The organism is Bacteroidales bacterium, from assembly GCA_016709865.1.
Lineage (GTDB): Bacteria > Bacteroidota > Bacteroidia > Bacteroidales > VadinHA17 > LD21.
Window position 1 is genome coordinate 843,216 of the sequence record JADJLX010000002.1, and the last position, 18,830, is coordinate 862,045.

The 18,830-nt window shown below is 41.2% G+C and carries 21 protein-coding genes and 1 pseudogene; 13 read left to right on the top strand and 9 right to left on the bottom strand.

From position 1 onward, the window contains the following. The first annotated feature begins 241 nt into the window (after positions 1-241). Positions 242-625: a DUF559 domain-containing protein gene (locus tag IPJ16_05645; GenBank protein MBK7626675.1), complete on the top strand. Its 384-nt coding sequence runs from the start codon at positions 242-244 to the stop codon at positions 623-625. Between the two features lie 271 nt (positions 626-896). Here the strand turns inward: IPJ16_05645 and IPJ16_05650 are convergent, their stop codons facing one another. After that, entirely contained in the window at positions 897-2,858 is a 1,962-nt protein-coding gene (locus tag IPJ16_05650) for a tetratricopeptide repeat-containing sensor histidine kinase (protein MBK7626676.1), read from the bottom strand. A gap of 565 nt (positions 2,859-3,423) precedes the next feature. On the opposite strand from IPJ16_05650, the gene thyA reads away from it, so the two are divergent. Both thyA and IPJ16_05660 read left to right on the top strand, forming a co-directional pair. Next, positions 3,424-4,515: a thymidylate synthase gene (gene thyA / locus IPJ16_05655; protein ID MBK7626677.1), complete on the top strand. Its 1,092-nt coding sequence runs from the start codon at positions 3,424-3,426 to the stop codon at positions 4,513-4,515. A 467-nt stretch (positions 4,516-4,982) separates the two neighbouring features. Then, complete coding sequence (locus IPJ16_05660) at positions 4,983-5,621, top strand: hypothetical protein (GenBank protein MBK7626678.1); 639 nt, start codon at positions 4,983-4,985, stop codon at positions 5,619-5,621. A gap of 287 nt (positions 5,622-5,908) precedes the next feature. On the opposite strand, the gene IPJ16_05665 is transcribed toward IPJ16_05660, so the two are convergent. The 3 genes from IPJ16_05665 to IPJ16_05675 form a co-directional block, all read right to left on the bottom strand. Next, on the bottom strand, positions 5,909-6,505 hold the full coding sequence (locus IPJ16_05665; protein ID MBK7626679.1) for a 3'-5' exonuclease: 597 nt from the start codon (positions 6,503-6,505) through the stop codon (positions 5,909-5,911). 375 nt (positions 6,506-6,880) lie between these two features. After that, positions 6,881-8,089 carry a glycoside hydrolase family 99-like domain-containing protein gene (locus tag IPJ16_05670; protein MBK7626680.1) on the bottom strand — a complete coding sequence of 403 codons (1,209 nt, stop codon included), beginning with the start codon at positions 8,087-8,089 and terminating at the stop codon, positions 6,881-6,883. A gap of 604 nt (positions 8,090-8,693) precedes the next feature. Continuing rightward, positions 8,694-9,176 carry a hypothetical protein gene (locus IPJ16_05675; protein MBK7626681.1) on the bottom strand — a complete coding sequence of 161 codons (483 nt, stop codon included), beginning with the start codon at positions 9,174-9,176 and terminating at the stop codon, positions 8,694-8,696. A 201-nt stretch (positions 9,177-9,377) separates the two neighbouring features. On the opposite strand from IPJ16_05675, the gene IPJ16_05680 reads away from it, so the two are divergent. The 4 genes from IPJ16_05680 to IPJ16_05695 all read left to right on the top strand — a co-directional run bounded on the left by IPJ16_05680 (position 9,378) and on the right by IPJ16_05695 (position 12,033). Beyond that, the gene (locus IPJ16_05680) at positions 9,378-10,811 is read left to right on the top strand and encodes a hypothetical protein (GenBank protein MBK7626682.1); all 1,434 of its coding nucleotides are present in this window, start codon (positions 9,378-9,380) and stop codon (positions 10,809-10,811) included. A 366-nt stretch (positions 10,812-11,177) separates the two neighbouring features. Next, positions 11,178-11,393 (top strand): hypothetical protein, encoded by a 216-nt coding sequence (locus IPJ16_05685; protein MBK7626683.1) that lies wholly within the window; start codon positions 11,178-11,180, stop codon positions 11,391-11,393. Between the two features lie 264 nt (positions 11,394-11,657). Then, positions 11,658-11,849: a hypothetical protein gene (locus IPJ16_05690; GenBank protein ID MBK7626684.1), complete on the top strand. Its 192-nt coding sequence runs from the start codon at positions 11,658-11,660 to the stop codon at positions 11,847-11,849. Next, positions 11,815-12,033 (top strand): hypothetical protein, encoded by a 219-nt coding sequence (locus tag IPJ16_05695; GenBank protein ID MBK7626685.1) that lies wholly within the window; start codon positions 11,815-11,817, stop codon positions 12,031-12,033. Before IPJ16_05690 ends, IPJ16_05695 begins: the two co-directional genes overlap by 35 nt. Positions 12,034-12,279: 246 nt before the next feature. Here the strand turns inward: IPJ16_05695 and IPJ16_05700 are convergent, their stop codons facing one another. Both IPJ16_05700 and IPJ16_05705 read right to left on the bottom strand, forming a co-directional pair. After that, positions 12,280-12,435 (bottom strand): hypothetical protein, encoded by a 156-nt coding sequence (locus IPJ16_05700; GenBank protein ID MBK7626686.1) that lies wholly within the window; start codon positions 12,433-12,435, stop codon positions 12,280-12,282. Between the two features lie 8 nt (positions 12,436-12,443). Beyond that, on the bottom strand, positions 12,444-12,692 hold the full coding sequence (locus IPJ16_05705) for a hypothetical protein (protein ID MBK7626687.1): 249 nt from the start codon (positions 12,690-12,692) through the stop codon (positions 12,444-12,446). A 359-nt stretch (positions 12,693-13,051) separates the two neighbouring features. On the opposite strand from IPJ16_05705, the gene IPJ16_05710 reads away from it, so the two are divergent. From IPJ16_05710 to IPJ16_05735, 6 genes and pseudogenes are all read left to right on the top strand, one after another. Then, positions 13,052-13,351: a type II toxin-antitoxin system HigB family toxin gene (locus IPJ16_05710; protein ID MBK7626688.1), complete on the top strand. Its 300-nt coding sequence runs from the start codon at positions 13,052-13,054 to the stop codon at positions 13,349-13,351. A gap of 966 nt (positions 13,352-14,317) precedes the next feature. Next, positions 14,318-14,654: pseudogene (locus tag IPJ16_05715) on the top strand (nucleotide pyrophosphohydrolase). A 158-nt stretch (positions 14,655-14,812) separates the two neighbouring features. Further along, a complete protein-coding gene (locus tag IPJ16_05720; GenBank protein ID MBK7626689.1) occupies positions 14,813-15,139 on the top strand; it encodes a hypothetical protein in 327 nt (108 codons plus the stop codon). A 16-nt stretch (positions 15,140-15,155) separates the two neighbouring features. Then, entirely contained in the window at positions 15,156-15,440 is a 285-nt protein-coding gene (locus IPJ16_05725) for a hypothetical protein (GenBank protein MBK7626690.1), read from the top strand. Between the two features lie 37 nt (positions 15,441-15,477). After that, positions 15,478-16,281 carry a DUF2075 domain-containing protein gene (locus tag IPJ16_05730; GenBank protein MBK7626691.1) on the top strand — a complete coding sequence of 268 codons (804 nt, stop codon included), beginning with the start codon at positions 15,478-15,480 and terminating at the stop codon, positions 16,279-16,281. Next, complete coding sequence (locus tag IPJ16_05735) at positions 16,211-16,630, top strand: DUF2075 domain-containing protein (GenBank protein MBK7626692.1); 420 nt, start codon at positions 16,211-16,213, stop codon at positions 16,628-16,630. The genes IPJ16_05730 and IPJ16_05735 overlap by 71 nt, the downstream gene beginning before the upstream one ends. A 906-nt stretch (positions 16,631-17,536) precedes the next feature. Here IPJ16_05735 and IPJ16_05740 read toward each other — a convergent pair. The 3 genes from IPJ16_05740 to IPJ16_05750 all read right to left on the bottom strand — a co-directional run bounded on the left by IPJ16_05740 (position 17,537) and on the right by IPJ16_05750 (position 18,649). Beyond that, positions 17,537-17,749 (bottom strand): AIPR family protein, encoded by a 213-nt coding sequence (locus tag IPJ16_05740; protein ID MBK7626693.1) that lies wholly within the window; start codon positions 17,747-17,749, stop codon positions 17,537-17,539. Between the two features lie 60 nt (positions 17,750-17,809). Continuing rightward, positions 17,810-17,929, bottom strand: coding sequence for a hypothetical protein (locus IPJ16_05745; GenBank protein MBK7626694.1), 120 nt, complete (start codon positions 17,927-17,929; stop codon positions 17,810-17,812). Positions 17,930-18,046: 117 nt separating this feature from the next. Next, positions 18,047-18,649: a hypothetical protein gene (locus tag IPJ16_05750; protein ID MBK7626695.1), complete on the bottom strand. Its 603-nt coding sequence runs from the start codon at positions 18,647-18,649 to the stop codon at positions 18,047-18,049. Between the last annotated feature and the right edge of the window lie 181 nt (positions 18,650-18,830).

Sequence of the window (18,830 nt, forward strand, 5' to 3'; positions counted from 1 at the left end):
TATTTCTCAGTACAGGAGCAATGGTGCTGGGTGCTGGGTGCTGGGTGCTGGGTGCTGGGTGCTGGGTACTGGGTACTGAGGACTGGATATGCGTATTGAAGATTGAGGGAGATTGAACATTATAAAATTTCCCCTCCTTTTGAAGGAGGGGTGGTCGGGATGATTGATTATCATTTATTTACCATATTTTATTTCCCGACCGGGGTGGTTGATTCCCTGTTTTCTTCTTACCTTTATTGGTATGAAAAACCAAAACATCTTTAACAGGAAAAGTCTTAAGTTCTTCAGATCAACACTCAGGAACAGGTCCACTTCCGCTGAGGCTGAGTTATGGAACATTTTAAAGTCAAAGAAACTTGATTTAAGAAAATTCAGAAGACAACACAGTATTGGCAATTACATAGTTGACTTTTTTTGTGCTTCAGAAAAACTAATAATTGAACTTGATGGTAATCCGCATGGTGAATATCATAAAATAGAAAAAGACATTAAAAGAGATCAATATCTTGAAGGCCTTGGATTTTCAATACTTAGGTTTGAAAACAGATTAGTATTCCAGGATCCTGAATTTGTAAAAAATGAGATTAGGAAAAACTTCAAGAATAAAAATCCTGTTTTTGAATAAACAATCAACCACCCCGTCCGGGAAATCTGACTTCGTAAAATTCAGATAATCAGCACTCCCGGCCACCCCTCCTTCAAAAGGAGGGGAAATGTATCATGCATATATTCAGTTACAGTCTGTCATTTATTGCGTGTCATTTACTGCGTGTCATTTGGCCTTCGGCCGTCATTGATTGTCATTGATTGTTTTACAATTGAATGACCATCGAATGACTATCGAATGACTATCGAATGACCATTGAATGACTACTGAATGACTACTGAATGACCTTTTAAGAAGCCGGTAATGTGACAAAAACTGTAGTCCCGGTACCAGGCATGCTTTCGATAGAAATAGTGCCGCCGAGTGTTTCAATAAATTCTTTGCAGATGACAAGTCCTAAACCTGTCCCCACCTCGTTGCCGGTTCCTTCCGTTGTGAAGGTATTCTCAATACTGAAAAGTTTTTCGAGCATCTGACTGCTCATTCCTACGCCGGTATCTGAAATCTTCAGGACTACTTTTCCATTATCCCCGGAAGCTGAGCAGTTGACACTTCCGCCCTTCCGCGTGTATTTAATACCGTTCGAAATCAGGTTCCTGATTACCGTTGCAAGAATTTCCTGATCTGCATATACTTTAATATCCCCGGGTATTTCATTCTTCAGACTGATTCCTTTTGCTTCAGCCTGGGTCGAATAAATCTTCAGCACATCCTCTGTCAGGTTCCAGAGAACAAGTTCACTTTTTACAAGTTTCAGTGTACCTGTCTGACTCCTTGCCCATTGCAGTAAATTCTCAATAAGCTGCAGCAATTTATGCGATGATTCATTTATCATCGTTACATAAACATACATCTCCTTTGAGTCGATATTGCCTGCATTCTCGTGCAAAAGTTCTGTCAGTCCAATGAGGGCTGTAAACGGATTCCTGAGATCATGTGCTATTATTGAGAAGAGTTTGTCTTTTGTCTGGACTATCCTCTTGAGTTCTGCTTCCGATATTTCGAGTTTCTCATTCGATTCAGTCAGTTTCTTGTTTTGCAGTTCAATAGCTTCACTCTGTTTAGTAATTTCGCGGTTTTGCAGCTCAAGAAGCTCTTCATGCTTTCTCCTTTGCTTCAGAAGTGAGAGGAGAACAATAAAAACTGCTGCCAGCAGAAGAACCAATGTTGTTAGAGCAATACTTATTATCCTTATTCGCCGAATACGGAGATCTTTTATTGTGTTATCCTTATTCAGCAAATCAATTTTAGCATTTCTCTGTTGCTTTTCAAGCTGGTATTCTAATAAAAAGATCTTTTCAGATAACTGTTTGCTGAATAAAGTATCATTATACTGAATTACTTTTTGCTGTAATTCTGATGCTGTTTTATAATCCTTGTTTAATAAAGACAGCTTAACAAGTACATTCAGGGCATCTTTTATTGTCATATTAGCCCCTATTTCACATGCAGTTTTGTAAGCTTCGCCGGCCAGGGATGAGGCTTGCCTGATATCATTATGGTTCAGAAAAATAAGTGATTTCTTAATCAAAAGGTTGGCATACAAATCCTTATCATTCTCTTTGTCAACTTTTTCAAGCGACAGGTTATAGTTGTCATTTGCAGCTTTTAAGTCGCCCTGCATAAAATAGATATCTCCAATATATTTATAGCAGGTAGCCTGCTCTGCCAGTTGATTAAGTTCCTGCCTCAGCGATAGTGACTGTCTGTAGCTTATCAGCGCGCTGTCGAGCTTTCCGTCGAGACTGAAAATTCTGCCCTGGTACATATTAACATAAGCAAGCATCGGTTTCAGAGCAAGTTCCCCGGCTATTTTTCCGGCCTTTTTCAGGTTCTCTGTCGCCAGAGCAGACAATTCCTGATAAACATAGAGGTTAGCAAGATTAAGATATGAATAACCGGCCTGCTCGGTTAAACCGTATTTAACAGATACTTCCAGACCCTTATAGTAATAGTCGACGGCCCTGGAGTATTTCCCCATAATCCTGTAAGCGACTCCCACAAAACCATAAGCTTTTGAAAGACTATTATAATCGTTTGTCAGAACAGCAAGATCGATTGCCTGAGTGCCATATTTTACAGAGAGCTCAGGGGCGGCATTTCTATGCTCCCAGCATAAGGTGAGAAGATAACTTAGCCTTGCAGAATCTCCCTCTACTTTCAGGGTATCAGTGTGTTTCCATCTGTATGACAACTCCCCGGCATTCAGAGTCAGAGGGACCAAAAGAAAAAGAAAAACTATATTCCTCATTAAGGAGCGATAAATATTCAACACTACCCAAATGTATTGAATCTTTTCAATCCGTTCAGAACATTTAAAAAAAAATCTTTGGAAGAGGAATAATGTATTATGTATTATTGATGATAGATGATGGGGAGAATTGTCTTGCGGTCGTGCGGTCTTGCAGTCTTGCGGTCCTCATATCTCCCATTCTCCCCTTCCCCCCATCTCCCTTTCTCCTTATTCCGATGGTTCTTCTCTGCGGTTCTCTGCGAAAAAACTCTGCGGCACTCTGCGGTAAAAAAAAGCAGAGGGCGAGGGGCAGGGAGCTGGGGGCAAAAAACCACAGAGACACGGAGAGCATAGAGGTACACTGAGATTTTGAATGTGTCATTTGGCTGTGCAGTCATTTACTGTGTGTCATTTGCCTTCGGCGTCATTTGGCTGCGCTGTCATTTATTGTCATTGATTGTTAATAATTTGTCTATTAAGTAAAGTCGGTATTCTGATGCCGGACAGGAATAATAACTAATTTTAAAAATTACCGGATTGTAATTATCCTTAAGGCATAGTACTGATTTTAAACCGATTAAAAATGGCACAACAATATCTAGATCACTCAAAAGCAATTTTAACTTCCAACCGTTCTAATTTTAAAGGGGGAAGCAAAGAGGCAGGGATAATATCCTTATTTGGTTATCAGAACGAATATGATCTCAGGGAGGGATATCCGCTGCTGACTACCAAAAAAATGGCTACACGGTCTATGTTCCATGAGACTATCTGGTTCCTCAGAGGTGATACCAATATCAAATATCTTGAAGATAATAATGCCCCTGTATGGCGGCCCGATGCTTTTCAGGCCAACCTCCCCGGGATGAAAAAAGAAGGGATCTTCCCCGAGAGCATTGCCAAGTATTCCCCCGACTGGGATAAGGCTATGGAAGAATACGGCCAGAGGGTAAGAGAAGATGCTGAGTTCGCAGCCCGCTGGGGCGATGCCGGACCAATCTACGGGAAACAGTGGAGAAGATGGGAATATTTTGATCACGATAAAAAGAAGTTTATTGAAATAGATCAGCTGAGTAACCTGATTGACGGACTCCGCAAGAAACCTACCGGGAAGAAACATATTGTTGATTCGTGGAATCCGGGCGACACTCCGCAGATGTCTTTACCTCCGTGTCATGTTCTCTACCAGGCAACAGCCAACGAGGAGGGCGAGATGGAACTGCAGCTCTACCAGCGCAGCTGTGATCAGTTCCTCGGTGTTCCTTTCAACATAGCCAGTTATGCTGCCCTTACGCAGGTAATTGCACAGGAAGCAGGGATGGTTCCGAAGACATTCATACATACTTTCGGTGATTCACATTTTTATGCAGGCATCGGCAAGAGAACAGCATGGCATAAAGAGAATTTCAGGGAGGTGCAGAAAAGGATCAGAGCCGTTACTGCAAGGGAACAGTACCTGGATGTTGTGGAATGGATCAATAAAAATGCGCCAAGCGATGGCAATGAGGAGAAATATGATCATGTAACTGCTATCCTGGAACAGCTTTCGAGGGAGCCGAAGAAGATGCCTAAACTGCGTATAACAAAAAAACCTTTCGATCAGCTTACAATTGATGATTTCGTTGTGGAGGATTATGATCCGCATCCGGCGATAAGGAGAAGTATGGCGGTGTGAGTCGGCGTGCGGTGTGCGGTGTGCGGTGTGCGGTACGTGGCATGCGGTGTGCAAATTGCGGTATGCGGATTGAAAAATTGGAGGAGATTGACCATTATAAAATTTCCCCTCCTTTTGAAGGAGGGGTGGCCGGACCGCCTATTAATTATGAGACAAATTCTGATTCCGGCCGGGGTGGTTGATTTGTTATTTAGGTTCCTAATATTTTTAGAGGTATTCCTTATCTCTTTTTTTACAATCTCAGTTTCCTGGAACGCAAATTTGTCTTGTAGAATGCAAGTAATCAACCACCCCGGCCGCAAAAGAAATTTTTAAATAAATATTATAGATTTTACTTGCGTCCACCCCTCCTTCAAAAGGAGGGGAAACCTATCAGGGATTAATTCTATACCTCTACCCGGATGAGGTCTTTTTGCTGACGAAAACTTTGTGAATTAACTGTTACCTTTATCCCGAAGATTTAGACTATGAATAAAATAGACGAGTCCGTTTTTGCCGTTCCAACAGATGAGCTCTGGAAATTTATACCATATAAAGAGAAGGGGTTAATCCCGGAGAAGCGTGAGGTACTAAAGAGGATTGTACAGCAGGGTCTGTTCCGGAAAAGAGCTGAACTGGAGGAAGATCCGTCATTTAAACAGATTATTCCGTATGGGGTAATAACATGTGGAGATTGGTTTTATTTATTCAGGAGATCAACGGGACAGAGAGAAAAGAGATTACACAATTTATTTACTTTGGGAGCCGGGGGGCATATGAATCCCGGGGGCTCTGAGGAACCTGATGAGCAGTACCTCACCGATGAATTAAAAAGAGAATTATCTGAAGAGGTCAGGTTGCTCAACGGATGCCGGATAGAGGATATAGAATTTATAGGCTTCATAAATGATGATACAATACCGGTGGGCAGGTTTCACACCGGACTCCTTTACAACATCAGGGTTTCAAATAAAGAGGTATTTATAAATGAAACCGAGAAAATGACTGCAGAGTGGGTGGAGAGATCCAATCTGGCTGAGTTTTATGAGGGGATGGAGACGTGGAGCAGGATTGTTTTCGATTCCTATATTCAGGATGTTAGCTCTTTTTTACCACGGAGACACTGAGAACACGGAGAGACACGGAGACCGAAGACCGGAGTAATAAGCGCAGGGCACGGAGCACGGGGCTCAGGGCAAAAGCCCTCTGTGGAACTCTGTGTCTTCTCTGTGGAACTCTGTGTAAGTTCTTTTTTTACCACGGAGACACTGAGAACACGGAGAGGCACGGAGACCGGAGACCGAAGACCGAAGTTAAAAGCGCAGGGCACGGAGCTCAGGGCAAAAGTCCTCTGTGGCACTCTGTGTCTTCTCTGTGGAACTCTGTGTAAGTTCTTCTTTTCGGGTACTCTATTCTACTTTTGAAGGAAATCCGGTATTACATGCCCTGCAAATTCATCAAACATGCCCTTTCCATTGATCAGTCTCGACAGGGCTTCTGCCTCATATCGTGCTCCGTTGATTGCCCTGTGTGGTTTTGGCTCCGCAGGCAATCCGACATATTTCATTATTAAATCGCTGTTCAGTCCTGAGAATCCGTCTTTAAGAGGAGGCTTTATATTTCTTTTCAGATAATGAGCGTACACAATCGAATGCTGATCGACTTTTCTTTTTCCAAGTCTGAAGTTCAACCCGCATCGCGCAGAACTCTCGTTAAAGAAGCTTATATCAAAATCCACGTTCTGACCTGCAATGGTCTTATCTTCTATCTGATCCATCCATGCAATGAAGCGGGATATTAATTCCCTCTGATTAAGTAAAGACTTATCATTAATTTCCTTAACCGTCAGGCCATTTATTTCCAATGCCGCAGGATCAATTTCTGCCCCCTCCCGGATCTGACATCTTTCATTAAAATAATTGTCGGGATGATCAAAATCGATAGCTCCCACTTCAACAATCGAATGAAGCTGCGGATCAGTGCCGGTGGTTTCTATGTCGAGTACTATCATGAAATCAAATCTTTGTTCGAAGTTAATTAATTTACCTGTTACAAACTTAACTACTCTTCAGAGTCGTAACCAAAACTTAAACTTTGGGATAAATGAGATACTATATAGTAAGTTTCCCCTCCTTTTGAAGGAGGGGTGGCCGGGACAGCAAATTGTCTGATTAATACAAAACTAATTTCCCGGACGGGGTGGTTGATTCTTTTCTTCTGTTGTTAATGCAAATTAAAAACAAAGAAATTACTAATCAACCACCCCGGCCGCAACAAGAATTTTAAATCGTCTACCTAAGATTTACTTGCGGCCACCCCTCCTTCAAAAGGAGGGGAAACCTTTTTACAACTCATCGCCATCCATGAGCCAGGCTCTTCGCTATCCCTAATACCTCCCGTATTTGCCGTCGAGGATGACTTCCTTCACTGCCTCGAGATAGCCGAAGCCATTTTGCATGTCGGGCAGCAGATAGCTGCCTTCCACCCATTCATTCCAGGCATTGATTGTTATCAGCTTAGGCTGTTCGGGATGTGAGTCGGCGTACTTTTTTGCCTTCGAGAGGAGAGCTGCAAAACTCTGCGGTGTGTTATTGTAATGCACCACATCCTTAATGCCCTTGGCGGGGAAACGCGGTGTATCGTCCCAGCCGATGGAGACACACGGGAATACCGGGACATCGAGTATGGCATCCATCTGTTCGCGGATCTTAATTGAGTTGGTACCGTAAGTTATATAGTCTTCAACACGTCCACCCATATTATACATGGCAACGCTGTTGAAGCCCATTACTTTCACCTTCCTGGTAAACTCTTCCGCAGCCTTTGCCGACATCACGGAGCCTCCCCCCTGGTTCCACTGGATATGCAGTCCGGGGAAACCTGCTTTCTTCACCTCATCGCGAAAATAATCAAGCGCCTTACGTGCTTCTTCGGCACTGTTTCCAGAGCTCTCGAGCAGTTTCTCAATGCTGAAGATTGAAAAGACCGGTTCTCCGTTTATCTTGAAATAATTTGGCCTTTTGAAATACTGTCTGATGATCCGGTCGACAATGATCTTATAGTTTTTCCAGTCTATTTTGGCGTTCCAGAGGATATTCTCATTATCCTTATAACGATGATAGTTCCAGTAGTTATATTTCACATCGTGGTTGGCCCACATGATGTAGAACTGCATCTTCCCGTTGTTGGAGGCTTTCAGGAAACCATCGTTCAGGGCGCTCTCAAGGAAAGGACCCTCTTCGTACCAGTACCAGTCGTAAACGAAAACATTTACACCGTGGTCGGTGGCAACGTCTATCCATTTCTCAACAACTTTCGGATCGTTGTCGAGCTCATATCCCCATAGCGGCTGACGCGGCTGATAGTGTCCGTCGAAGCGTGGATTGCCCTTCTTTATCACCTCCCACTCGCCGGTGCCATCGGCCCAGAGCATCTTTGTGGCCAGGGGATCGGGATGGCACGAAGGCCAGATATATGCAGCAACGTAATAGTCGTTTTTTACTGCTTTAGTGTTAGTTGTCTGTGCATTTGCTGACAATCCAAGGAGGATTATCAGGGAAATCAGTAAGCGGTTCTTTAACATTGTGTTCTTCATTATTGTAAATTTTATTAGGAGAGTAAAGATATTAAGATTGGGGAATAAATAATTATGGCTGCATTGTAAATTGTTTGGAGGAGACGGAAGACCGGAGACCGAAGACCGAAGACGGAAGGATGTATTATGTATTATGTATTATAGATGATAGATGATGTGAGAAAGGCACAGGGCACAGGGCGAAGGGGGCAGGGCAAATCCAATAACCACGGAGACACGGAGAGCATGGAGCTACACTGAGAAGAACTCGAAGGGGTCATTCGATTGTTCTAACAAGGTATGACCAGACTGAAAGAGGGTTACCATTCGACTGGCTTATGCAGAATGTAACCATCTGCTTTTGTGACTTCCTCCGGAGTTCAAAATTGCAGTATCATACTTATCAGCATTTGCATTTTAAGTTATTAAATATTTGTATGAAATAGGACTTTGTATTACATTTGTATCACTTGAACAGCCCCGAAGATAGCATCCTCGGGCCGACGTTCCGCCAAAAGCGGAACGTTTAAATTTTATGCCCTTCCTGTACATTTCTGTTATACACATATTTTGAGGACGCAAATTACGGCCTCAAGATTCCAAACTCTTGAAAACTCTGATTTCATCACAATTTCTCGTAGGAGTAACATTTGAATTCTTCATCGTTTGTCCGGTCTGCACGATTCAGATTACACAAAATATCATCTTCCCAGTCATCACTGTTATTTTTTATGCATGATAAACAGAGAGGCTGCATTTTAATAGTTTCGCGTCTGATCTCATATCCGTCATCATCGAAGATTCCCGAAATATTCCCCGGATCCATTTCATCAATATTTCTACGGCCATATTTATCTCTTTTATCAAGAGCCGAATCAATTTCATAATCACCCCGGGGATGAGCTATCCCTGTAATGCAACTGAAACAGGCAAATGGGGCAGATGCCGATCCCACAATCCAGATATCCTTGCCACATTGGCATTTTACTTCATTTTTATAATCATCAAGGGCGGCTTCAATCCGTACTCTTAAAACTTTTTCATTTTCATCGGGATTCTTCTTTAAGTGAATCTTTAAGAACTTATCAATGGAAATTGGAGTCCACATAACTTATATAATTTAATAAATAACAGCACAGCATAAGGGTGTCACAATTTGTGATTTCCTTTCTTTTCTAAAAAATTAAAATGTATAACGCAGCGAGCGTTTCAACTCAAAATTACAATATAAAACCAGAAATGCAAAAGTTAAACATATTACGCATCCGGTTTGTTAGTGATTTATTATTAACCCGTTTGTAAGAAAAATATGAAATCTTTTGCCCTGTTTGTTCTGCTTGCTTTTTCGGCACCTGTCGTTGCTCAGAAAAATGTGACTCCTGTTTCAGCATCATCAGTTACCGGAATCTCTCTTCCAGCAGGGAGCAAAAAAGACAGCAGGTTTATTAGCGTTGCTGCAACAGATATCCTGCTGGGTATCGAAACGAATAAGGTAAAGGCAAGTCTTTCAGGGACTGAGGTGCTGATGCTGCCTGCTGCAGTGCCGGGTGGATTCAATAAAGACTCCCTTTCATTGAAACTGAAGGCAAAGGGCTGGAGTATTGTTCCGGTAACTGACGATGAAAGATATTCGTGGTTATATAAAGAAAAACGAACAGTAATAAGCTATTTCAATGCCGACTCCAAATCGACTCTTCTATATTTTGCAAATGCGATTCTTCCGGAAGTACAAAAACCGGAAGAAAAAATCAGTCCTGCAGGTCATGCAAGTCAAGAAAGTCCTGCAGGTCATGCAAGTCTTGCAAGTCCTGCAAGTCTTTCAACCTCTTCAACTCCTTCAACCATTTCAACTCCTTCAACCCCTTCAACTCCTTCAACACCTCCAACATCTACAGCTTCTAAAGCCTCTACCGCCTACTTCTTCTCTTCCACAAACTTCGACGATGGCTGGAAAGGAACCGAGAGGTCCGACTGGGTGGAGGTTGTGAAGGGCAACATTACAGTATTACTGCATTATCCCAATCCTGCAGCCGGGACACCGAGTTACGATTACACTGCGGTAACCTCTAACGCCTGGAACATTCTTGTTGCCGGCAGGTATTCAAACCTTCAGAATTTTTCAGTCCTGACGGGAGCTGTGGCCTACGAGCCGGCATATTTTGGCACAGGCGATGTAACTGATAATGCCTCGGGAAAAAGAATGTTTGTTGCTCTCTTCAGGAAGGGTGAAACCGGCTGGATTGAGATCATCTGTCCCGACAGGAACGCTTTTGTTCAGGCTTTCGGGATCGACATAAATAAACCTGATTATTATACCGATAGCAGCATGTGGGATCCGCTGAGTAAACTGTCGTGGTACAACCGTTTTGCTGTAGCGCCGGCCGATCTCACGGGCAAATGGACAAATAACTACTCGGGAATGCTTCAGTATGTTAATGTCTATACGGGAGCCAATGCCGGAATGAACACCCACTCCTCATCGCAGACATTTGAGTTTGAGGCGGGCGGCAACTACAAGTGGGAGATCTCGGTGGCCAGCGGTTTTGTCGGAAGCATAAAGTTTCAGAATGCGAAGTCGTCAGGTGTGGCAACCCATCCCAATAACTGGCAGATCCATTTCTCCGATCTCGAGGGAAAACCAAAGACTTATAATGCCTATTTCAGCTGTATTAAGGGGGCCAGGATATTGTGGCTTGAGGATACGTCGTATCCGACGGAGTTTACGGGGTACGGAAGAATGTAATTTGCCTGCGGCGTCATTTACTTCGTGTCATTTATTGTCATTTACTTCGTGTCATTAGCCTTCGGCGTCATGTGGCTGCGCCGTCATTTACTTCGTGTCATTTGGCCTGCGGCCGTCATTAGTGGTCATTGATTGTTCTGCGATTGAATGACCATTGAATGACTACTGAATGGCAATCTAATGACCATTGCCATTTCGGTGCGAATTGAACGTCTGATGAATACTATTATTTGTTATGAATTGTTTAAATTTGGTATATGTATTACCATATCAGATAAAGAGTTATGAAAAAAATTGTCGTTCTATCATCAGTTTTGTCAGTGCTTACTTTTTCTGCAGGGGCAGAATATATCTAACTATTCGTATGTGCTGGATAATGGAATCGTTGTAAAAACGGAGAATTGCTGGAACAGGGTGCAGGTAAACTCCCGGTACGATACAGCAGGATTTAATTCCTCAACAAAACCACTTGTCGTTAACATCAGTACTGTCGGTGATCTGATATCAGGATCGTCATATAAGGTCTTCAGCGAGGGAAAAGAAATAGATGAGCAGAATCTTACACCGGGACCTATTCTCTGAAGATAGTGCTGAACCTCTCGGGTCAGCCGGGAACCAATCAGCTTCGATGTGGGGAATGTAATTATTAAGAAGAAGCCAAACCACTGTATCGGTAAACGTCTATGAGTATCAGGTAAGGATCAAGAAGCAGTACAGGAAATCAGAAAGGCCTTTCATATTATACTTCCACAGTTAACAGATATAAAGGCAACAACCAGCAGAATCTGAACTGGGGTCTCCCAAGGTTCTATCCAAAGGAAATCATGCAAAAAGCAATTCCTCCTGATGAGCCTATGGGTGATTGTGCAGGAAGATCAAACCAGGCGGCACTACGATGTGCTTATTGCAATCGAGATAAAAGGCAAATTACAAAAAGTATGGCTGGAGAACTTCGAAATGAAGCCTGATATGTCGTATAAGATCTTTTTTAACCTGAATGGAGGTGAGATTACATATACCGGCGGGGTATACAGGTAAAGATTCTGCATCTCTATCCGTCAGGCACTGCAGCAACTCAAAAGGAAAAGCCACAAGACTGACTAAACTTGAGATCATTTCATATGAACCTGCAACCCATGTTACAGCTTGTCCACCCGGAACATATGATGTCCTTGTGAATTACGGGAACGGTGTAAAATATGAATGGAGAAAGGGATTATAATAAAAACCGGTGAAAAAAGGCGGGTAAAGTAGGAAGAAGAAACGATGTCATTTGGCTGCGCCGTCATTTACTAGTAGGGCGCAGGGCCCAGGAGAAGCATACTTTATGGTTTTCAGCTGCAGAGCAGCGAACTATTTGTAGAACCCCAGGCTCCAATAAGATCTGGCGCCGGAGCGGTATCTGTTTATGTGTGAAGGCTATCACCGGCGCTAAAAGGAATTGTAGATGGAGAACCTTTTTATCCACCTATTTTTTACGGGTATCTTTTTTGAGTTTATTAATACTTCCCTGTAACTTCTTAACAAGACTTTTCGCAGTGCCAATATCAATTCCTGCCATTTGTGCGGCAGCATCAATATCAGGTTCAATACCTGCATTTATATCGGGAAGGACAATGTTCATAAAAAAATTCAGGTCATCAATGCTTCTCTTTGATTCCGGGTGGTATTCTTAGCAAACAGACCTTCATATTCTGACAGCATAATTTGCTTTGTCAGAATATCAGATGCAGTTGTAACCATCGACAAATTGACTCTTAGAAACGGATCGTCAGAAACACTAAACCCATATTCATTTAAGCCATCAACGAGTGCCGTAAAACCACGGTCGGTGGTGAAGAAAGGATCAAGATGCCTGTAAGCCATAAATCTTTGGTTCATATCATGCTCCAGATTGTTACGGCCTGCTGCATAGTATAGTAAGAACTTATCGATCAGTTTTTCTGAGATCTTTGTATTATCATCACAAATAAGTCTTATTTTTAAAATCCTTCAGTCTTATGTCTTTAGTCTTTTAAGCATCAAACCAGAACATGTCTAAATTCAGTTTTTCCTTATTCAAAAACAGTATTTACATTATCCATTACAACACGGGCAATCTTTTTCCGGGATTTTGAAAGCCAGATAGTACATAACTCCCGGAATTATTAAGTACTAAAATATGAAAACTTCATTAAAAAGCATTTAAAAAATAATATCCCAAATTGGGATATTATACAAATTATTCTTATTTTTGCAAGATGAGAATTATTGCTTTCAAAACATTGAGAGAGTTTTTTGAAAAGCCGGAATATGCAGATTCTGAAGCTTCATTACGGGCATGGTATCATGAGGTAAAGACAGCAGAGTGGACCAGTTCCAATGATTTGAAGCAACAGTATAAAAATGCCAGTGTTGTTGGTGAAGGCAGGGTTGTCTTTAATATAAAAGGAAATGCCTACAGATTAGTTGTTGCAATTGATTATGAATTTCAGGTGGTATTTGTAAGGTTTATCGGAACTCATAAGCAGTATGACAAAGTTGATGTTAAAACGATTTAATTATGGAGATCAGACCTATTAAAACAGAGCAGGACTATAATTCAGCGGTTCGCAGGTTGAGTTATTAGGAGAAAGAAAGATACTCCGCAGGGTGATGAAATGGATTTGCTGGTAACTTTAGTTGAATCATATGAGATGAAACATTATCCGTTGCTCCGCCAGACCCGGTTGATGCTATTAAGTTTCCGAATGGAACAAATGGATATAACAAAAGGCCGACCTTATACAATATATTGGGAAGTCAAACAGGGTTAGCGAAATTACGAACAGAAGAAAGCCGACTCTTAACGTGATAAAATCTTTATATAAAAGTTGAGAATTCCAGCTGAGATCTTACTGGAGTAACAGAAGACAGGCAACAATGTATTATGTATTATAAGAGATGATAGAAAGATGTGTCATTTGGCTGCGCCGTCGGTTACTTCGTGTCTTTTGCTGCGCGTCATTTGCCTTCGGCGTCATTCGTTGTCATTTGATTGTTCTACAATTGAATGACAATTGAATATTCATTGATTGATAATGACTATTGAATGACTATTGAATGACTATTGAATGCCTGTTTCTTCTTCTTTCCTCAAACAATTACCTCTTCACCTGAAACAATGTCAGCTTAGAGTCAAACAATGGCATCTTCGACTTAAACAATGTCATCTTAGCATGAAACAATGTCATCTTTTACTTAAACAATGACATCATAGACTTAAGCAATGGCATCTTAACCTGAATCAATGACTTCTTACGATGTTGAGAAACAATCTGTCGGCAGCCGGAACCGGAAGGAAGACCACCGGAAAGAGAGTGATTTCTTCCGTAATAGAAGTATTCGCCGTTGAGCCCTTGCGCCATTACGCCTTCGCGCCGTGAATCGTGCGTCGTGTGTCGTGCATCGTGCGTCCTTCTTCCATCATCTATAGTACATAATACATAATACATTTTTCACTACATTAGTCCCTCAATCCACCACCAATGAATGACATTCAAATACTGATTGACGAACTGGTCAAATTCCGCGATGCCCGCCACTGGGATCAGTTCCACAACACAAAAGACCTGGCGCTGGCATTGTCTATTGAGGCTGCCGAGCTGAATGAGCTCTTTCTCTGGAAACCGACTGAGGAGTGCGAAAAGGTTGACCGGACCAAACTAAAGAGGAACTTGCCGATGTGTTTGCGTTTGCCTTGCTTCTGGCAGGGAAACATAATCTTGATGTTAAGGAGATCGTTCCTCGAGAAGATAAAAAGAACGGGGAGAAATATCCGGTCGAGAAATCGAAGGGACGGCCAAAAAATATAACGAATTATGAAGAAGGGCAACCGGTGTGCGGCATCCGGTTTGCGGCATCTAAAACCGCAAGCCGCAAACCCCGCACCGCATACCGATAATTTTTACAGATGCTGATCTACCAGGCGCCATCCGAACGATTTATTGATGATGTGCAGGGAAAATACAATTTCCGATATCATGTCGGAGAACTACAAGGCAAGGCTTGGTAAAGAACCGGGGACACCGAGTTCGTTTCTTGTGGCAGAACAGCCTCTCGAGGGTGAGGGATCTGCTGGAGCTAGGAAATTACACGATACTTTTGTTGCACTTGAATATGAGGTGCCATATAACCAGAGCAGGCTTGACTGTCTGTTATTCAGTAAAGGGAAGAACGATATTTCAAACGTAGTTCTGATTGAGCTGAAACAATGGTCTTCTGTGAAATCATTAACAGAAGAGGCAATTTTGTTGAGACTTACACCGGGGGAAGGAAAGGATTGTCCCCCACCCTTCGCAGCAGGTTAAGGGATACCATTACTATATGCAGGGTTTTGTTGAGGAGTTTGAGAAAGAACCTGCTCTTTCTTTGTTCAGCTGTGCCTATTGCCATAACTATTCAAGAAGCGACGGAAAAGGTCTGCACCATCCTGTTTACAAAGAACTTATTGCTGAATTTCCGCTCTTTACAAAGGAGGATACAAAGCTGCTTGGAATAAAGATCAGGGAACTTCTTGAGCATGGTTCAGGCTTTGAGATCTTCAACCGTTTTATGCAGAGCCGGCTGCACCTCCAAGAAACTGCTCGAAAAATGTACATAAGATCATAAACAACGATGTTGTCTTTTCGCTTCTAAATGAGACAGCTTGTGGCCAGAACCTCATCTGGGCGAGGTACAGGTTAGCGAGAAGAAAAAGGAGAAAGCTGTAATTATTGTGCATGGCGGACCGGGGACAGGCAAATCAGTGATAGCACTGAATGTGCTTGCTGAAGCTGCTTTAAGGAAGAAGAATGTTCTCTATGGCTGCAAATCGAAACCATTTACATCGGGACTACAAAAGCTTGTTGGCAGAGGAGGTGAAGTAATGTTTTCCAATCTTTTCAGGTTTATTCCGAGCCGGACGAAGGAGAATGAGTTTGACATTCTTCTTATTGATGAAGCCCACAGAATAGAAAAAAACAGCAACCACCAGTATACAAAACCCGAAGACAGGACAGATATGCCCCAGATGGAGCAGCTTGTAAGATGCTCAAAAACAACTGTTTTCTTTATCGACGACAGGCAGAATGTGCGCTCCTCAGAGGTAGGAAGCTCGGCACTTATTAAAGAGGCTGCACTGAAGTACGGAGCCGGGATACATGAAGTTACACTCGAAACGCAGTACAGGTGCATGGGTTCGAATGACTACCTGTTATGGCTCGAATCAGTTCTTGGGTATTCAGAAGAAGAGAGGATTTTCAGGAAGGATGGCAGATTTGATTTCAGGATCTTCTCCTCACCTCGGGAGATAATGGAGATCCTGAAAGAAAAGGAGGCTGAGAAGCCCAACTCGGCAAGAATGGTTGCAGGATTCTGCTGGCCATGGAGCAGCAAAACAGATGAAAAAGGTGAGCTTGTTGAAGGATGTGAGGATCGGGGAGTTTGCAATGCCCTGGGAGACACACGATAAGATAACCTCAATACCAAAGGGTTATGTGAGGTGGTATGAATGGGCGTACAGACCGGAGGGAATTAAACAGGTAGGCTGTATCTACACCGCACAGGGATTTGAATTCGATTATATCGGCGTAATTATAGGCAATGATCTTTGTGTAAATAAAAACACCGGAAAGATTAGTGCCGACATCTCAGCCACCAAAGACCCTATGCTTAAAAGAAGTCCCGATAATTTCGAAAAACATGTTAAGAATATCTACCGTACCCTTCTTACCCGCGGTATGAAAGGGTGCTATGTTTACTTTACTGATAAGGAGACGGAAAAGCATTTCAGTGAAAGGATGGAAGGGGGTGTATCTTAATTACAAAGAAAACCCGTCTTCAATAACCTTTTGGTAGATTCTTAATGCGTTTTTTGCCTGTTTTGGGACAGCGTTTTTTTCGATTAATTAAGATTCTACATTATATGCCAGTTTCTGTCAAATGCGGTCAATTTCTGATTTTCTTGCCCATTTTGCTAAAAAAGAAACCATACATCGCTCTTAATTTTCAGAGACTTTCTCAATATTATCTAATTCTTGTTGGGAATATTGCCCCAACAGTTGACCATTATTAAGATCTTCATTTGTCATTAGTTGCTGTTCTATATATGACAAATCAATAGTTTTATCTTTCAAAAAGCCAACATTCCTGTTTTTGTACCAATCAGTAATATTCTCCCCGCTCTTGAAGGTGTTGTAATATGCTGAAAAACTATTAGTATCATAAGCCTAATCAAATTGTTTAACTCATCTGTTACCATTTGATCCATCCATATTTTTTTCAAGATTTAGCTTTTTATTTGTTTTATAAGAAATCCATGCTAAAACATAAGCCGCCACATTAGCTCTATAGCTGCCAAGTTTCATTTCAAAAAAGATTCTATTGATAGTATTTAACAGTATTGCCTTTGCAATAAGCTTATGGAAATAAGAAATCTTAAGCCCTGAAGTATCCAAATTGAATTACTTTTCAAAAGCATTAAAATTTTTCTCACCTCCGAGGCAACATCAAAAGGTTGTTGAAGCCAAATACATTTCAAACTTTGCCAGATCAGTTTTATTAAATTTTAGTTTTTTGGGGTACTCAACATCAAAGTGTTGTTTCTCTTTGGAAGTTATTAATCTTGATCTTTCATCAAGATACTGACCTCTAATCCTTTCATAATACCATTTGAGGTTGATTTGGCTCCTGTTGAAACAGGAATCCATTCACTTCTTGAAAAATCTTCAATAGATGTATGAAATTTTTAGGTTTGAACTGAAATCAGACTTCTTAACCGCTGTCTGGCTATTTGCATATCTTGATATTTTAGATACCAATTCAGGAATAGTCGTATCTTTCTTAATCACAGATATTTTCATCTGAACAAAAACCTTACTAAGGTCTACGCCTTTTTCTCCAGAAGAATAATAAATTGGAAGCTGTAGTCTGACCTCCATTTACAATCTGAAGATTCTCGATTTTGCTTATAAATGGAATTCCATCCTCCCCATTTTACTTCAACATAGCTGCAGTTGTTGAGATTCCATTATTATAGGCCAGAAACAGGTCAGTGTATTTTTAATGGTTTCCCTAATTCCTCCATTAACTTTAGCTTTAAATTGCAGAAATGTTCTCACATTCTTTTCTAATAGACCTTGCTTGTATCTACCATAACATATCAGCAAGAATAGAAGCAGGCAATATCGCAATATAATCAACAACATTATTACTAACATCCTCCATTTGAAGACATCTCAACTGATATCTATATTCATTTTCGAAATCAATTTCCAATTTTTCTGTTTCCCTGATCTGATAAGATATTGTTGAAAAATTCTTTCAATATCCCATAATTCATAATCCCAAAAATAACCATCATCCTCGTAATCTTTTGGTACAATGTTTCCGCAGAACAAATCCCGTTGGTCAAAACAAAAAATTCGAGCATTCTTTATTATATTTTTTGAATCATTAATAATCCCAATAAGTTCATCGATTGAATCATTTGAATCTTGAATTTTACCTTCAAAATCCCCATTTCTTATTAAAGAGATTGTGTTTTTAGCTTTTTCAAACGCAGAAATTACGTCGGTATCAGATATCTTTTGGATACTATTCCCCTTCTTAGCAATAGTAACAAATAAGTCAATAGATTCATTTTCATCACTATAATCAAATGCATTAACTTTAAAATTACGCATTTTGACACTGCATATTTCCGGTTCTAAGACTTCACCACAATCTTTTAAATATTCCAAAATATCATTTGTGACAGCTTCTTCAAATGCCTCTAGACTATCTTCTATGTCAATTAATGTATTTTCTATAAAGTCAGAAAAGAAATCTTCTAGTTTCATAATAATTTTTACTTAAAAGAGTCCAATGTCTCTTGATTTTAATGTCCCTATTATAGTTGCTCTATCCAAATATTTATTCATTTTCTCACAACATGTTTCTGGTAATAATACACATGAATAACATGCCGCTAAATTCAAGCCTAAGAATCCCTGTCCATGATTTGCGGTAATACATAAAGGA

Excerpts from the sequence above, each read along its gene's own strand:
- IPJ16_05645 (MBK7626675.1), top strand. The coding sequence starts at position 242 with ATGAAAAACCAAAACATCTTTAACAGGAAAAGTCTTAAGTTCTTCAGA.
- IPJ16_05650 (MBK7626676.1), bottom strand. The coding sequence starts at position 2,858 with ATGAGGAATATAGTTTTTCTTTTTCTTTTGGTCCCTCTGACTCTGAAT.
- thyA (MBK7626677.1), top strand. The coding sequence starts at position 3,424 with ATGGCACAACAATATCTAGATCACTCAAAAGCAATTTTAACTTCCAAC.
- IPJ16_05660 (MBK7626678.1), top strand. The coding sequence starts at position 4,983 with ATGAATAAAATAGACGAGTCCGTTTTTGCCGTTCCAACAGATGAGCTC.
- IPJ16_05665 (MBK7626679.1), bottom strand. The coding sequence starts at position 6,505 with ATGATAGTACTCGACATAGAAACCACCGGCACTGATCCGCAGCTTCAT.
- IPJ16_05670 (MBK7626680.1), bottom strand. The coding sequence starts at position 8,089 with ATGAAGAACACAATGTTAAAGAACCGCTTACTGATTTCCCTGATAATC.
- IPJ16_05675 (MBK7626681.1), bottom strand. The coding sequence starts at position 9,176 with ATGTGGACTCCAATTTCCATTGATAAGTTCTTAAAGATTCACTTAAAG.
- IPJ16_05680 (MBK7626682.1), top strand. The coding sequence starts at position 9,378 with ATGAAATCTTTTGCCCTGTTTGTTCTGCTTGCTTTTTCGGCACCTGTC.
- IPJ16_05690 (MBK7626684.1), top strand. The coding sequence starts at position 11,658 with ATGAGCCTATGGGTGATTGTGCAGGAAGATCAAACCAGGCGGCACTAC.
- IPJ16_05700 (MBK7626686.1), bottom strand. The coding sequence starts at position 12,435 with ATGAACATTGTCCTTCCCGATATAAATGCAGGTATTGAACCTGATATT.
- IPJ16_05705 (MBK7626687.1), bottom strand. The coding sequence starts at position 12,692 with ATGAACCAAAGATTTATGGCTTACAGGCATCTTGATCCTTTCTTCACC.
- IPJ16_05710 (MBK7626688.1), top strand. The coding sequence starts at position 13,052 with ATGAGAATTATTGCTTTCAAAACATTGAGAGAGTTTTTTGAAAAGCCG.
- IPJ16_05720 (MBK7626689.1), top strand. The coding sequence starts at position 14,813 with ATGTCGGAGAACTACAAGGCAAGGCTTGGTAAAGAACCGGGGACACCG.
- IPJ16_05725 (MBK7626690.1), top strand. The coding sequence starts at position 15,156 with ATGCAGGGTTTTGTTGAGGAGTTTGAGAAAGAACCTGCTCTTTCTTTG.
- IPJ16_05735 (MBK7626692.1), top strand. The coding sequence starts at position 16,211 with ATGAAAAAGGTGAGCTTGTTGAAGGATGTGAGGATCGGGGAGTTTGCA.
- IPJ16_05740 (MBK7626693.1), bottom strand. The coding sequence starts at position 17,749 with ATGGAGGTCAGACTACAGCTTCCAATTTATTATTCTTCTGGAGAAAAA.
- IPJ16_05750 (MBK7626695.1), bottom strand. The coding sequence starts at position 18,649 with ATGAAACTAGAAGATTTCTTTTCTGACTTTATAGAAAATACATTAATT.